At 36.6% G+C, this 15505-nt stretch carries 16 protein-coding genes; 7 read left to right on the top strand and 9 right to left on the bottom strand.

Annotated features, from left to right (window positions below; translation table 11 throughout):
* Nucleotides 1-68 precede the first annotated feature (68 nt).
* Together ACJAT0_RS03935 and ACJAT0_RS03940 are read left to right on the top strand one after the other, a co-directional pair.
* On the top strand, nt 69-545 hold the full coding sequence (locus ACJAT0_RS03935; RefSeq protein WP_415180613.1) for a hypothetical protein: 477 nt from the start codon (nt 69-71) through the stop codon (nt 543-545).
* Nucleotides 546-668: 123 nt separating this feature from the next.
* The gene (locus tag ACJAT0_RS03940; RefSeq protein WP_374003488.1) at nt 669-1034 is read left to right on the top strand and encodes a hypothetical protein; all 366 of its coding nucleotides are present in this window, start codon (nt 669-671) and stop codon (nt 1032-1034) included.
* A 62-nt stretch (nt 1035-1096) separates the two neighbouring features.
* On the opposite strand, the gene ACJAT0_RS03945 is transcribed toward ACJAT0_RS03940, so the two are convergent.
* The 3 genes from ACJAT0_RS03945 to ACJAT0_RS03955 form a co-directional block, all read right to left on the bottom strand.
* A complete protein-coding gene (locus tag ACJAT0_RS03945) occupies nt 1097-1537 on the bottom strand; it encodes a hypothetical protein (RefSeq protein WP_415180614.1) in 441 nt (146 codons plus the stop codon).
* 44 nt (nt 1538-1581) lie between these two features.
* The gene (locus ACJAT0_RS03950; protein WP_374003486.1) at nt 1582-2049 is read right to left on the bottom strand and encodes a transcription elongation factor; all 468 of its coding nucleotides are present in this window, start codon (nt 2047-2049) and stop codon (nt 1582-1584) included.
* Between the two features lie 107 nt (nt 2050-2156).
* The gene (locus ACJAT0_RS03955; protein ID WP_415180615.1) at nt 2157-2351 is read right to left on the bottom strand and encodes a hypothetical protein; all 195 of its coding nucleotides are present in this window, start codon (nt 2349-2351) and stop codon (nt 2157-2159) included.
* A gap of 28 nt (nt 2352-2379) precedes the next feature.
* Here ACJAT0_RS03955 and ACJAT0_RS03960 point away from each other — a divergent pair, with 28 nt between their 5' ends.
* Entirely contained in the window at nt 2380-2562 is a 183-nt protein-coding gene (locus ACJAT0_RS03960) for a hypothetical protein (RefSeq protein WP_415180616.1), read from the top strand.
* 82 nt (nt 2563-2644) lie between these two features.
* Here ACJAT0_RS03960 and ACJAT0_RS03965 read toward each other — a convergent pair whose 3' ends face one another.
* Both ACJAT0_RS03965 and ACJAT0_RS03970 read right to left on the bottom strand, forming a co-directional pair.
* Nucleotides 2645-2782: a hypothetical protein gene (locus tag ACJAT0_RS03965; RefSeq protein WP_415180617.1), complete on the bottom strand. Its 138-nt coding sequence runs from the start codon at nt 2780-2782 to the stop codon at nt 2645-2647.
* A gap of 279 nt (nt 2783-3061) precedes the next feature.
* Entirely contained in the window at nt 3062-4036 is a 975-nt protein-coding gene (locus ACJAT0_RS03970) for a fasciclin domain-containing protein (protein ID WP_415180618.1), read from the bottom strand.
* A 164-nt stretch (nt 4037-4200) separates the two neighbouring features.
* On the opposite strand from ACJAT0_RS03970, the gene mnmA reads away from it, so the two are divergent.
* From mnmA to trhA, 4 genes are all read left to right on the top strand, one after another.
* On the top strand, nt 4201-5397 hold the full coding sequence (gene mnmA, locus ACJAT0_RS03975) for a tRNA 2-thiouridine(34) synthase MnmA (protein WP_415180619.1): 1197 nt from the start codon (nt 4201-4203) through the stop codon (nt 5395-5397).
* Between the two features lie 152 nt (nt 5398-5549).
* Nucleotides 5550-7130 carry a S8 family serine peptidase gene (locus tag ACJAT0_RS03980; protein WP_415180620.1) on the top strand — a complete coding sequence of 527 codons (1581 nt, stop codon included), beginning with the start codon at nt 5550-5552 and terminating at the stop codon, nt 7128-7130.
* A gap of 519 nt (nt 7131-7649) precedes the next feature.
* Nucleotides 7650-8606: an NAD(P)H-dependent flavin oxidoreductase gene (locus ACJAT0_RS03985; RefSeq protein ID WP_415180621.1), complete on the top strand. Its 957-nt coding sequence runs from the start codon at nt 7650-7652 to the stop codon at nt 8604-8606.
* Nucleotides 8599-9231 carry a PAQR family membrane homeostasis protein TrhA gene (gene trhA, locus ACJAT0_RS03990; protein ID WP_415180622.1) on the top strand — a complete coding sequence of 211 codons (633 nt, stop codon included), beginning with the start codon at nt 8599-8601 and terminating at the stop codon, nt 9229-9231. Before ACJAT0_RS03985 ends, trhA begins: the two co-directional genes overlap by 8 nt.
* A 1805-nt stretch (nt 9232-11036) precedes the next feature.
* Here trhA and ACJAT0_RS03995 read toward each other — a convergent pair.
* The 4 genes from ACJAT0_RS03995 to guaA are packed head-to-tail and all read right to left on the bottom strand — an operon-like array spanning nt 11037 to nt 15473.
* Nucleotides 11037-11579, bottom strand: coding sequence for a DUF922 domain-containing protein (locus tag ACJAT0_RS03995; RefSeq protein ID WP_415180623.1), 543 nt, complete (start codon nt 11577-11579; stop codon nt 11037-11039).
* The gene (locus tag ACJAT0_RS04000; protein ID WP_415180624.1) at nt 11580-11981 is read right to left on the bottom strand and encodes an OsmC family protein; all 402 of its coding nucleotides are present in this window, start codon (nt 11979-11981) and stop codon (nt 11580-11582) included. It abuts the gene before it with no gap.
* Nucleotides 11981-13933 (bottom strand): LysM peptidoglycan-binding domain-containing protein, encoded by a 1953-nt coding sequence (locus tag ACJAT0_RS04005; RefSeq protein ID WP_415180625.1) that lies wholly within the window; start codon nt 13931-13933, stop codon nt 11981-11983. Before ACJAT0_RS04005 ends, ACJAT0_RS04000 begins: the two co-directional genes overlap by 1 nt.
* A 7-nt stretch (nt 13934-13940) precedes the next feature.
* Nucleotides 13941-15473, bottom strand: coding sequence for a glutamine-hydrolyzing GMP synthase (gene guaA, locus ACJAT0_RS04010; RefSeq protein ID WP_415180626.1), 1533 nt, complete (start codon nt 15471-15473; stop codon nt 13941-13943).
* Between the last annotated feature and the right edge of the window lie 32 nt (nt 15474-15505).

The raw sequence follows: 15505 nt of genomic DNA on the forward strand, positions 1-15505 counted from the left end.
GCGCAAAGATTTAAATTTCATTTGTAACTAATACAGATTTAAGTCTACCTATAGGTAAAAGTAGGATGATGGAAGTGAACCAAAATAATGAGAAAAACCAGCAACAGCCATTCCAGAAGGCCTATTACCAGTATATGCCTACTGATAATTTAAGCACTTTTGTAACCTTGCATGTGGTAAAGGGGATTCTAACTATTTTATTCTCGTTATTCTTCTTATTTTATATATTTATAGGGTCTGTGCTATCATTTACGCCTGTGGATAATCATGCACACATGCCCTTTAACGTCGCTAGTTTTGTAGTAATAATTGGTGCGGTAGGGTTTTTAATTACAGTTACCATTGGAATACTGACCATATTAGCGGGTAAGTATATCAAGGAGCGACGCAATTATAATTTTATTTTTGCCATCTCTATTCTGAATTGTTTGATAGGTGTGTTGGGAATCATATTGGGTATTTTCACGATTATAGATTTAAATAAACCTCATGTAAAAGCGCAATTTGAACCGGGTTACGACCCACAATATCCTTTTGGTCAGTGAGGTAAACAATTAAGTGCAGTTTTCGCGAATGCTTACTCCATACTCTTGTAACATAATTACAAGAGCGATTGATACATTTAAAAGAGGATAGCAGTACCTTTGCATTCTGAAATAAAATTGATAATGACTTTAGAACAATTCTTAACTGATATCTTATTTAAAGACCTAGACTACAAGGTTACTGAAGAAGGAGTGCAGGTATTCTCATCAGACGCTTTTAGGGAGGTCATTGAGAGAAGTATGAAAAACGGTGTAGGAATCTATCGCGTGCTCGTCTGGAAAAATGACGAGGTAGAAGAAATTCTAACTCATGAGCAATTCCTTAAGAAAGCGACCGATTTAAGATGGGCAAAGACAGCTTATTTTAAATTTGCTAGAGAAGACGCCAGCTATGAGTTTAGCGGTGAGTTCAAAGTATCGGAAAAGCTGTTGCAGCGTGCGGCACTCTTTGTACCTAAGGTCAAGAAGAAGTACGACGAGGAGGAATAAACGCCGCATACCTAATATATATATATATATATATCCAGCTCTAAAGGCTGGATTTTTTTATTTTAATAGGACCTATTAATATCTTTTATAATTTTCAAATGGAGGTGGGTGTGGATCTTCATAAACGTTAAAGTATCCTTAAGATTCAACCATCCAAATAGCGGGTGTCTGAATGTTTTTCCTGTAGGTAAGTCCTTGAGCTTTGTACTGGCGTATTTTACTTTCTTTAGATGTACAAGCAATTCTTCTTTGGTGATTTTATCTTGTGGTAGGGTATGTTGAGGAGCGCAACCTTTTCCTCTAGGAATATAGCCCGTGTTCATAATGATGAATTTAGTCCAGGAAAATTTAGGGTGGTAATCTGAGGGTTTTGAATTTTTTAAAACTTCTGAAATTCCATTCAAAACTTTTAAACTGTGAGCTATATGCCAGTAAGCGCCTTTATTAGAGACAGCACTATAAACCATATCTCCTTTGTTGATAAAGGATTCTAATTTGGCCATTTGTTGGTTCATTTCGAAAAACATCATCGAAAGTTACTGAATTATTAGTACACTTTTAAAATCAGTACGTCTTGTTCTTGAAACTTTATGGTTTCGCCTGCTTTTTTAGCTTTTAAGGCTTGTCCTATTGGAGAAGAAAGGGAAATGGCAAAGCAATCAATTTTATTAACGACAAGTTTACCCATGCCAGCTCCCACATAAAATAAACCAGAAGGTAAAATAACTAGTGCTCCGGGTTCCACATAATTACAGACTTTATCAGGATCGATACGTAGTAATTGATCCAGTATTTTAGAAGTTTCAGCTCGCTGTCTTTTATAGAGCTCCTCCTCATTTTGAATCATGGCTCTACCTGTTTCGTACTTGTCGCCGGCACTGCTTTTAGTTTCATTGCGTTTGGCATCCATTAAAGAATCTAGATTTTCCTCAATAGTGGTCAATCGTTTCCCCACTGTTTCAAGACAGTGTGTGTTGTATGCTTTTTTAAATTCAGCGTAATTGATGGTGCTCATTCTTTAAATGGATGTAAACAGTAAAGGTACTGGTATTGAAACTAATCGATATTAAATTAGAAAAGCCTTTGACTATTTTTGATAAGAGGCTTTTTATGAACTCATTTTTATATAATAAAGGAAGTAACATTGCCTTTGACATGCACAACACCTTTAACAGCAGTGATATTTGTTACAAATACTGGAATAACTCTTCCATTAGCATCGGTAATAGTTACTTCACCAGTTGTATTGATGGTAAATGTGGTTCCTTTAGCTGAAGTTGGCGCTGTACCACCTGTAATGTCCGCTGCTCTAACCACTTTTGTAATAAGTACGTCGTAAGTGAGTATGGCATCTAACGAACTAGCTGTTGAAGTATCTCCATCACCTATGGCCAGTATATTGCCTATAGTGCTCTACCCTGCACTTAGCGGATTCTCAGTGATGAATGCGTCAAAAGAAGAATTAAGCGGCGCAAAAACAGTAAGTGTTGCATCTTCGTCGTTCCCTATATCAATAAGACCTTCTTGACTTTAAGCGGCAACAAGACTTGAAAGAGCTGGGTTGTAAACAGCGAGATCAACCATGTTAAGTAGTGTCAGAACGTCTTCGATTACAAGACAACACCATTATCCACATCTAAATCTACCCATGTTAGGTCAATTTCTGCATCATTGATAAAAATGGCTGTTACTAAAGTGATAAAAGCATCATAAGCAAAGCCCCCAGCATTTGTGGTAGCGGTTTTCACATAAGTCTGAGTAAGACCTGTATTTCTTACTTCGCTGACTAAAACATGATACAATAAAGCATCTCGTTAAAGATGCTTGAGGTGGTACTTTTAATAAAATAGGATTACAGGACTTTACTCTTCCAATAGCGCCTATAATCAGTCAATTTTTCTTTTGATAACTATCGAAACGCATTTCCCCTAAAAATAGAAACGAAGTCCAGCTATGTTTTGGTTTTTTGATCAAGAGAGCGAAAAATAATTCAGATTTTTTAACAACATCTAAAAAGCAAATATTGATTACATAGGTCGTATGACGATATCTAAAGTATGAATGATACCGTTTATAGCGGTAATATTTGCAGGGGTAATGGTAGCTGTTGTCATCGTACCATCTACAAACTGAATTCCTGATGTCGTATTAATCAAATAATTACCGCCAAATAAAGGAGAAATCATAAGACCATTGCTAATATCTCCAGAACGTATGCGATCGTTTCCTACAATGTGGTAGGATAGAACCTCATCTAGGTTCGATATATCAAGAATATCTTGAACTACATTAAATCCGTCTGCAGGATTGAGATTTATCAAATTTTGAAACCCTTCATTATTGGGAGCAAAAAAGGTAAACGGAGCTTGCATGGTTCCAACTTCACTAGATAACAAGCCGTCTAAATTGGTGAGTTCAAGAGCGGTTTGTAAATCATCAAAATCAGGATTTGCAGCGATAAGAGTGGTTATAGTGGGTAACTCTAAAACACGATCTATAATATGCATAACACCGTTATCGACCTCTATGTCTGCGTCTATAACCCCTGCGGTACCATTTAATAAAACAGGAGTTGCAGCCTCTATAAATAAGTCCAGAGACTCCACTTCTTCGTCTTTCCCTAAAGTTTTTACATATCCGTTGCTTATTAACTCCAAAGTCACTTTGGTATTAAGAGCGTGATAGAGTAAAAGCGCTCTTAAGTCAGTTATCGGTATAGCTTCAATACTTGTGAATGCGTTATTGGTAAGGTATAGGTCAAAGGCCGCATCATTAGGAGCAAAAAAAGTGTAATCCCCTGGATTTCCAAAAGTATCATTCAATCCAGTTCTAATTAAAGCAGTCTCTAGAATACTCAAGTCAGAATTTGCAACTGTACGATCTAGTATAGAGTTGTTTCCGGGTATAATATTTCCATTATCATCGTCATCTACACAAGAGGTAAAAAGAACCGCAACTATTGACAATAAAGCAATGGCCCATTTTTTAAGAGTAGTATTCATTTCTTTTTATTTTTTAACCTGCAAAATAACGAAAACATAGCATTTATGTTGCTTGAAAAGCGCTAAAAAACTTTGTGATAATGATAGACAAAGAACTTAAAGCCATAAGAAAAATCTAATCTGTTACCAACTCGTATCGACTGCTCTTATCGTATTTTTGCAGTATGGCAAAAGTAGTAGTAGGACTTTCTGGCGGCGTGGACTCTAGCGTTGCCGCATATTTATTAAAAGAGCAAGGGCATGAAGTGATCGGTTTGTTTATGAAAAACTGGCACGATGATACCGTTACTATAAGCGATGAGTGTCCGTGGTTAGAAGATTCTAACGATGCGATGCTGGTCGCAGATAAGTTGGGGATTCCTTTCCAGACAGTAGATTTGAGCAATCAATATAAAGAACGCATCGTAGATTACATGTTTGACGAGTATGCTCGTGGACGCACACCTAATCCAGATGTGTTGTGCAATCGCGAGATCAAGTTTGATGTGTTTATGGATATTGCGTTAGAATTAGGTGCTGATTTTGTCGCAACAGGTCATTATTGCCAGAAAACAATCAGCATAGAAAACGGTGATGAAATCCATCATTTGATAGGAGGAACAGATGGAAATAAGGATCAAAGTTATTTTCTTTGTCAAGTATCACAAAAGCAACTTGCCAAAACACTTTTCCCGATAGGTCATCTTCTCAAACCTAAAGTGAGAGAAATAGCTGCTGCCCAAGATTTGATTACCGCAGGAAAGAAGGACTCTCAAGGATTGTGTTTTATAGGTAAGGTGCGCTTGCCAGATTTTTTACAACAGCAGTTGCAACCTAAGGTTGGCGATATCGTAGAGATAGCAGCACAAACCAGTCGCGAGAAGATGTTGGAACTTGTTCCTGTAGACTCTGCGGGCAAGGGAAATGACTTGGTTACGCTTTCGCGAAAGCGGAAATACCAACCAGCAGAAGGAAAAATAGTAGGGCAACATCAAGGAGCACATTATTTTACTCGAGGACAACGCAAAGGACTTGCTGTAGGTGGAACACCAGAGCCGCTTTTTGTGATTGAAACAGACGTGGATACCAATACCATATACGTAGGTCAGGGAAAAAAACATCCCGGACTTTACCGTCATGGGCTTTTTGTAACTGCCGCAGAGGTCCACTGGATTAGAGAAGATCTAGAAATAGAAATTGGAGCGACACTGGAAGTAATGGCGCGCATTCGATACCGACAGGCATTAGAAAAAGCTACTTTACACCGTGTAGAAGACGGATTATATGTCATTTTTGATGAGGAGCAAAGTGCTATTTCCCCGGGACAATTTGTGGCGTGGTATCGAGATAATGAGTGTTTGGGTTCTGGAGTGATTGCTTAGTAGAATCAAAAATAAGCCGAAACCTAATTACTATCTGAAAGCTTGTTAAAAAGATAAAAGAGGTATTTACGTTGAAATGAATTTAGGAAAGACTGTGATGCTGGAACAAAGTTTTAACAGTTTTGTGTTGGATTAAATGTAATTTAGTGTTCATGAAAAATTTACTAATAGTATTGATTTGCTTTCTAAGTATATGGGCAAATGCACAAGATTTTCATGCGCTAGTTTACTTTACCGATAAACCCAATACAGTTGCTTCATTAACGAACTTACAGACCATTTTAACTCAACGAGCGATAGATCGCAAAGCGAGACATAACATTCCTATCGATGATAGGGACATGCCTATCAATCAATCCTATGTGGCACAGATAAAATCACAATCGGGCATCAGTTATAAAGCACAATCTAAATGGTTCAATTGCGTGCATGTGGTAGGAGGAACAACCGACATTGACGCACTAGCAAATCTTTCATTTGTTTCCAGTATCGATTACACAGACCCTACTAAAAGTGCCTCAAGAAGTCATCAAGATAAATTTACTAGTACAGTAACGACACCGCTGGTGTACGGTACAGCTAGAAACCAAATAGAAATGATAGGTCTCCATGACTTACACAATACAGGAAATGCTGGTTTAGGAATGTTAATAGCAGTGACAGACTCTGGTTTTCCTAATGTTGATGTAAATTCTGGTTTTGCGCAGTTGCGTGCTAATAACGGAATCGCAGGTGGTTGGGATTTTGTAGACCGCGATGCAACTATTTATGAAGATCATTATCACGGCGCTAGAGTATTGAGTGTGATGGCAGGAAATGATCCAGGTAATTTTGAAGGAACTGCTCCAGATGCTCAGTATTATTTATTCCGCACAGAGGAAGCCTCGCGAGAAACTCCAGCCGAAATGTCTTATTGGGTCCAAGCTGCAGAGCGCGCAGATTCTCTTGGTGTTGATGTCATCAATGTTTCTCTAGGCTATTTAGGATTTGATAACCCGGCAGAGAACTTAGATTACCAAGACATGAACGGTATAACGGCCTTTATTTCCCAAGGTACAAATGTCGCTTTTGAAAAAGGAATTATAGTAGTAACTAGTGCGGGAAACTCTGGTAACACCACAGTTCATCCTTACAATGCCGCTCCAGCAGATGCGTTTGGGGCGTTTTCGATTGGCTCAGTTACTGCTACTGAGGTACAATCTAGCTTTTCCAGTATCGGTCCAACTGTAGATGGTCGCATACGTCCAGATATTGCAGCTCAAGGGAGTGCTACGGCTTCTATTAACGAGTTAGGAAACCTCGTTGGTTCTAGTGGAACCTCCTTCAGCGCGCCCATTATAAGTGGTGCGATGGCCTGTTTAATGCAAGCATTTCCTAATCTTACACCACAGCAAATTATCGATGCCGTGCGGGCCAGTTCAAGCCAAGCCGCGACACCAGATAATTTATTGGGTTACGGAATTCCGGATTTTGGCGCAGCACAACAAACTTTAAGTTCCACAACATTTGCAGAGCAAGATTTTAATTACTATGTCCAGCATAAAAATTTGTTTTTCAATACCGCTCTAGGCGAAAACCTAACATCCTTCCAACTCTACAACTTACAAGGTCAACTCGTTTTTGTTCAAGCTGAAACTCAAGGAGGCTTTATAGACCTCAACCAAGTATCGAGTGGATTGTATCTTTTTAGGATGGATCAGGGGGAGACTACTTATAAGGTTGTGCTTCGATAAAAAACTTATAGTAGATCTTTCGGTAGCAATTTGTTGCTGTTCTGTTAAGATAAGTATCAAGTTTGCTTAGGCTGCACTCTGTCTCCTTTAATTCGGTGGCGCTATACTCATTTGTCATATCAATTCAACAGCTCCTTAGAACCAGCAGCTGACGAGAGGAGTAAAGGGTAATGGAGGAACCTACTAGTGGAAAAGTGATTCAAACAGACATAGATCCTGAAGTTTTGTTTTGCAGCACCTAAAGAAGTCGAGTTTACAGCAATTGATTTTAACTTCCTGACGCAAAATATATGCCTCTATAAATTTTTAGCAAATTGATGAGATTTAGATGATACCGAGACAAATAGGTGGCTTGTCAAATTTAATAAATTATTAAAAAACTTTTTTGTCACTTTCTTTGCCTTTCAGCCTAAGCGAAAGCAGGGTAGTTTGGTATGGACCAAAAGGGATGGACTCGGTACTTTTACCCACTGATTATTCTTAAATTTGCGGCAAGTTTAAATTCAAGCAAGAACTTTCATGTACCAAAACTCCATCACGAAATTATTCAACATTAGATACCCCATTATTCAAGGCGGAATGATTTGGGCAAGTGGACATAAACTGGTAACTGCAGTAAGCAACGCTGGTGGTTTGGGCCTATTAGGCGCTGGATCCATGTATCCAGAAGTGTTGAGAGCACATATTCAAAAAACAAAAGCGGGAACAGATAAGCCTTATGGAGTAAACGTTCCATTGCTGTATACCGATCTAGAAGAAATTTTAGAAATTATTATAGAAGAAAAAGTACCTATCGTTTTCACTAGTGCAGGAAATCCTAAAACCTATACTCAAAGATTAAAAAATGCTGGAATTACTGTCGTGCATGTGGTGAGTTCTGTAAAGTTTGCGCTGAAGTCACAAGAGGCTGGAGTAGACGCCGTCGTTGCTGAAGGTTTTGAAGCTGGAGGACATAATGGTAGAGAAGAATCGACTACGCTCACGCTACTACCACAAGTAGCAAAAGCTATTGATATTCCATTAATTGCTGCAGGAGGAATTGCTTCTGGTCGAGCAATGCTTGCAGCGATGACATTAGGCGCAGATGGAGTGCAAGTGGGAAGTAGATTTGTTGCAACCCATGAAGCGAGCAGTCATATCAATTTTAAAAATGCGGTTGTAGAATCTGGAGAAGGAGCAACGCATTTGACTTTGAAAGAGCTTGCACCTGTGAGAATGATGCGCAATAAATTCTGGAATGATGTTCAAGAACTATATAAAACAGCACCATCACCAGAAGACTTAAAAGTGCTTTTAGGTAGAGCGAGAGCCAAAAAAGGAATGTTTGAAGGAGATATGTATGAAGGGGAGTTAGAAATAGGTCAAATTTGTGGCTTAATAGATGCTATTATTCCTGCTGCTCAAGTAATAGAGGATATGGTTGCCGAATATGAGGAGGCTAGAAAAGACCTTCTAAATAAATCGCTTCATGGCTAGACGGCAAACAGACAGAGAAGAGTTATGGAATGTGATGACTCACGCTTTTGGTTTTTTACTTTTTATAGCAATTGCTATAGCATTATTCTTGAAGGCAGACTGGTCATTAGATTATATGTTACCATCATTATTGGTGTATTGCACATCGCAGCTTTCCTTATATTTCTCCTCAACCGCTTATCACAGAGTAAAGGAAGGTGCTTTAAAGTTTAAACTCAGAAAGGTAGACCATATTTCAATTTATGGCTCTATCGCAGGAACCTACACCCCAGTTTGTTTGATTAGCTTAGAACAGTCAAGCGGTTGGTATATTCTTGCATCTGTCTGGGGAATTGCTTTATTTGGAACCATATGGAAGTTGTTTTTTACGGGTAAGTTTGAAGCTTTCTCTAGTATTCTTTATCTGGTTATGGGTTGGCTTGTAGTTTTTGATTTCGATACTTTAAAAGTCGTATTCAGCTACTTTCAGCTGAACCTCTTGATTACTGGCGGTATCTTCTTTACTGTAGGAATCATATTTTACGCTTGGAACAAACTTTATTTCAACCATGTTATTTGGCACCTATTTGTTTTAGGGGGCAGTTTGAGCCATGCTGCAATGGTTTGGTTTGTGGTAACACCATAGTTTTATGATCACCTTTCCATCTATCGACATCTAAGATAGGTTTGATGTTTTTACTTAAAAAGACATGGAATAAATTAAAGTTGAAAGTATTTCTTATAGCAGATGACACGATAGAAGTTATGAAATTAAGGCGAGCTATCAGCAAGTTCTAATTAGCTCACTAACTCATTGAGGCTAACAATGGAGGAGAAGAGTTATCATTATTAAAGGATAATATTATTCTTCCAGGTATTATCTTTTTAGATCTCAATATGCCGAATATTAACGGGCTTGAGTTTCTAAAAACTCTTATCGAAGATGGTGTGTTAAAATACCTACGGGTATCTCAACTACTTATAATAACCGTAAAGACTTTCTGACTTGTTATCCAACAGGAATTGTTAGTTTTATACGTATGCCTTTAAAACACAAGCATCATGTCAATCGAATTGCAGCAGCTATGAATACTGGAGTATGAATGAATTTATAAGGGTATCGCAAAAGCGCAGTCTCTTAACAAGTTTTTAGGCTTAATAACAAATACACTTAGCCCATAAATGTTAAACGAAAATGTTAATGATTGGAATTTATCTTTTAAAAACCCTATGCTTAAGAGAACATATGACGGACTAGAAATGTAAATCCACAGCAAACTTTACAAACAAAATTATAGGTTATCTGATCACCGATTTTTTTATTGATATAGAGCATCTTTTTAATTACAGATGACATGGTGTTTTGTGCTTGTTAAATCAATTTGGTGACTTTTTAATGATGCTTTTTTGACCAGAAATAAAATTCACACCGCTTTACATATGATGTATACAAATTTTGAACCTTCGGTAAAACATGAATAATCACTTTCAATCTTTAAGTGACTTTTTATCTCGCCATCTACATAGTTTTATCAACATATAAACGGATGTACCGCGTATGTGAAAATCTTAAAATTGTCTTTATTGGATAGAACCTTTTAGACTCGTAATTAATCTTTTTATAACTTAGGGGTAGATCATTCTTTTCTGCTAATTCAATAGGGTAAACCATTTTTTAACTAAGGACTTTTCCCAACTCGATAACTCTTAATGAGTCCAATTGATTTAACAGAGAATCAGAAAGAAATATGGATCATGTTTTTGTCACTGTTTTTAAAATTAAACTTTATCAACAAGTTTTATTTGACATTTCAAGAGGCTCATAAATATAATTTTATTTTGTAAAATTTTTCAAATCCTCTTAATAATCCACCTTTAGGATAGTTATTATGGAATACATTAGATTAGGATCAAAAGTTTTATTCCATAAGTTCAAAATACCTTTTGATTTTAAACCTTTTCTGATTTTCTTTTGAAATTTACCTCAAACACATATGGTAAGACGAGAGCAAAATGATCGAAAAAACCAGTTATCAGCAATTCTGTTTAGTGACTTAACTTCTTTTTTTAAAATACTTAAAAATCATACAGTTTAATTGTGCGGAATATGTTTATGAACTGGAATCGTAAAATCAATTATTCTTTATGAACGCTGATGTTGACATTTGGATACAAGAGTAAATAAGACTTGAGATAACAGATTCATATTACTCCTTAGCGGCCATTTTAGAGTTTGATCTAAATTTGATCGAATGAGGATTAAAGGGTCAATTGTTGGGCAATGCAAAAGTTGTTTTTGAAAAATATGTTTCCGTGGGAGAATGATAGGACTGTATAATGAAAAAACGGAGTTAATGATTTCGAAGACTAAAAGGAACCGCCACTGATTCTTTATTTTTCATTAGACGAAGTGTCACAAATCATCACTTATATCAAATAGTCTACTATCTTTTAAAAGTTCTTTGCGTGCTGGCTGTTCTTAAAAAGTTCTTCTTTAACTTCATCATTCCATTTTATCTGTAATTTTCTTATTAAACCGTGCTTGGTCTCTAGATCATAAGCATTTTGAGTTTGCTTACGTTGTTTTTCAAACCTCTTAAATATAAAGTCAATTTCTTTTTTAGGGTTTTTCTGCGGTACATATCTCTTATAAGCGGCTCTTAATTTACGGGCATACAATTCTGATATATCCCAATGCAGCTGCTCATGTTGTAAAAGATTAGGATTATTTTCATTTATGTTTTTTTTCCAGCTCAATTGTGGATAAAAGTAACTCTCCACTTGAATATTAAATACTCGCTTACTATTTATTGTTTCGCTTGAAAAGGTATACCCTATACCACTATTTACACTAGCAGAGTTCTGTATATTCTTAGGTGGGACACTTTTAAAGTCTTTCCAAGATAATTGAGAACGTTCTTGATAGGTGAATCGTTCTACTGGATCTTTATTTATAAATAAAAGTGATAATATACAAAAAAGGAACAGTTTCATTTACTCCCAGTTAAAGATGATATTCTTTACAATTGTTGGGTGTAAGCTATTGAGAACAGGGCAAGTATTTGCCACACGTTCTAAAATTAGTTGAGTTCTTTGATCGCAATTACCCTGAATGTTTAATTGTATATCTATTTGAGAAATACGTCTTGGGTCTACTGTCATGTGTTTAGTTACTTTTGCGGTACTACCAGTAAGGTCATTCTGCATTTCTGTAGCTTTTATTGCCATTACGGTAAGCATACAACTAGCCACCGCAGTTGCCACTGTATCGGTAGGAGAAAAAGCTTCTCCTTTTCCATTATTATCTAAAGGAGCATCTGTAATAAACGAATCATTACTTTTTAAATGCGTTGATTCGCATCTTAAATTACCTTGATAGGTTACAATTGATGTCATTATTTAAGTTTTTCATTTAGCATTGTGAGATCTAGCTCTTTAATGGTCAAATCTTTTTGATACTGTAAAATATATACAGCATCATTATAAAATCCGGATAGAAATTCTTTCGAATAATCAAATTTATTTTCTGTCATTACTGTCTGCCCATTTTTCATGGCACTTTCATATAAATCAGATGCGCTAGCTTGTCTTAGAATTATATCCAGAGTAACATCAAATCCTCTGGTCGCAAATGCATTAGGAGTTATGTTATGAATAGAATAATAGGTGTCTATAAAAGAGTTTTTATGGTCACTTTCTTTAAACATGCGTGGAAATATATAATTAAGTCTCGCTAGCTTCGTATTAGATAATTCCATCTTTTCATAATTCTCTAATCCAAACATAGTTATCCTATGCGTCGTCACCTTAGCAGAATAGCTTGAAACTGCGACTTTAATGAGACCCTCATTATTTGTCGCCAGTATTACTACATTTTCAATATCTGACTTTAATAAATTTATGCATTCAATGTTGGTAATGTAATTTTTCTTATCATCAGGAATCAAAATAGTTGCCTTAGGTAAGAGCGTGGCAAACTCGTTTTTAAGTTCTAAGTTGTCATTATCAGTTATAAGGATCACATGTTTACCAGCGGCATAGGCAACTAGATACTCTTTGAGTTGAGTTTTAAGAATAGCGTCATCAGGTCTCGCTTGGAACAAGTTGCGGTATAATCTTACATTTGTATTAGTCAGCGGTGAAATAACAGGAACGTTACTACCTTTTAGTTTTTTAGCGGTCTCGACAACATTATTAGACACTAATGGACCTATAACTACATTGTAATCTGAAAAGTCGGTTGCATCGAGAATACTTTTAGTAGTTTGGAGGCTCTTTTGAGTGTCAAAAATGTCATAATCTACAGGAATCCCTATTGTATTTGCACTATCGATAGCAATCTTTAAACCACTGTAAAAGTCCAAAGCAATACGCATGGTTTTATCCGATTTTAAGTTATCCTTATCGATGTTGATCTCGTCTATTTTTTGCAATGAAAAAGGGAGCATAATTGCAAGACGTTGTCTTTTAAAGTTCCTCAAACTATCTACTAAATTTGCGGTGACAGAGATCTTTGTTTTTACTGCTATTAGCTCCCTATAATTCGGATTAGGAATCACGATTGTCATTCCCTTTTTGAGTCCGTTCTTTAATTCTGGATTCATTGACAGCAAGGAATCTTCGCTCATACGAGCTATTTTTTTAAGAGAATACATGCCCATCTTTTTAGGAATTACATATTCTATAAACTGATTATTATCTATCGGCGCACTTACTACATCATTTGGTTTAACCGTGTTTATTTTTTTTGGAACATTCAATATCATTCCAGGTTTTAAATCCTTTACATTTGGATTGAGTTTTTGAAGAGAATCGGTTTTAATACCATATTTTAGGGCTATGCGATACATTCCCTCAGAAGGTTGAACCAAGTATGTACCATTCGGTAATTTACTAAGGACTGGGAGAGATTCTTTAGTTTCGACTTCTTTAACAGCTGTTATAAGTTCTTCAAAAACAGGAATTTTAATTCGGTCTCCTTTTTTCAATGGATTAGAATACAATTCTTTATTGGCTTCCTTTATGTCAAGCTCTGTAATGGCATACTTTTTAGAAAGGCTGTAAAGTGTTTCTTTTCGGCGTACTCGATGTTTATTATATTTCTTTATCCTACGCTGCGTAAGAACTTCACTTTGTGCCGGTATCAAAAGTACCTGACCATATTTCAACCCTGATTTTAAATCTGGATTGAGTTCTAACAATTGTTGAGAAGTGACTTTATACTTATTTGAAAGAGTATAAATAGTTTCTCCTTGTTCTACTATGTGTTGTTTGTAATTTTGTATGAATGTGGCTTCTGCTTTCGCGAAAGCGAAACACATACAAACTATAAATAATATATTTTTCATACTGTTATTATTCCCATTCTATTGTTGCTGGTGGTTTTGAACTGATGTCATATACCACTCTATTAACGCCTTTTACTTTGTTTATTATCTCATTACTTGTTGCCTGCAAGAATTCATAAGGTAAATTTACCCAGTCTGCTGTCATTCCATCGGTACTTTCTACAGCTCTTAGGGCGACACATTTTTCGTATGTACGTTCATCTCCCATTACTCCTACACTATTTACAGGTAACAAAATCGCACCCGCTTGCCATACCTTATCGTATAAGTCCCATTTTTTTAGGTTATTGATAAATACAGCGTCTACTTCTTGTAGCATACTCACTTTTTCTGGAGTAATATCTCCTAGTATACGTATCGCAAGCCCAGGACCAGGAAAAGGGTGCCTTCCTAATAGCTCGGCAGCCATTCCCATAGACTTTCCTACTCTACGTACTTCATCTTTGAATAATGCTTTGAGAGGCTCTACAATTTTGAGCTTCATGAAATCTGGTAAACCACCTACATTATGGTGTGATTTAATAGTTGCGCTAGGACCACCAGTCGCACTTACACTTTCTATAACATCAGGATAAATAGTCCCTTGGGCGAGCCAAGTTACATTTTTAACCTCATGTGCCTCATCATCAAATACTTCAATGAATACACGACCTATTGCTTTACGTTTCAATTCTGGATCGCTTTCTCCAGCGAGGGCATCCATAAACCGTGCCGAAGCATCAACTCCTTTTACATTTAGACCCATACCTTCATACTGTTGGAGTACTTGAGTATATTCATCTTTACGCAATAGGCCGTTATTTACAAATATGCAATACAAGTTTTTACCGATTGCTTTGTGTAATAACATAGCCGCAACAGAAGAATCTACGCCGCCAGAAAGACCTAAAACTACACGGTCACTACCTATTTGGTTTTTTAGAGTATCTACGCTTTCTTCTACAAAACTGTCTGGAGTCCAGTCTGCCGTTACTTTTGCAATCTTGACAAGAAAATTTTCTAATAATTTTTTTCCGTCTTTAGTGTGATACACTTCTGGATGGAACTGGATGGCATAAGTTTTTTCACCCTCTATTTTATAAGCCGCATTTTCAACATCATGTGTGCTGGCAAGAAGTTTCCCATGTGTAGGTAATTTCTTGATGGTATCACTGTGACTCATCCACACTTGACTTCCTCTTTGTATACCTTCTAAGAAAGGATCTTCCTTAACAAAGGAAAGATGTGCACGTCCATATTCTCTTGTGCTGGAAGCTCCTACTTCTCCACCGTCAAAATGAGCTAGATATTGGGCACCGTAACAAACACCTAAAAGCGGCGTTTTACCTCTTATTCCTTTTAAGTCTATATGAAAAGCTTTCTCAGAGCGAACTGACATAGGACTTCCTGAAAGAATTATTGCTTTATAAGAATCTAAGTTAGCTGGAACTTTATTGAAGGGATGGATTTCAGAATAGATGTTTAATTCTCTTACTCTGCGCGCGATTAATTGCGTGTATTGTGATCCAAAATCTAATATTAATATCTTGTCATGTTGCATGGACAAATTTACTTTTTTAAAAACTAAAGAAT

The organism is Nonlabens sp. (genome assembly GCF_047636915.1).
Lineage (GTDB): Bacteria > Bacteroidota > Bacteroidia > Flavobacteriales > Flavobacteriaceae > Nonlabens.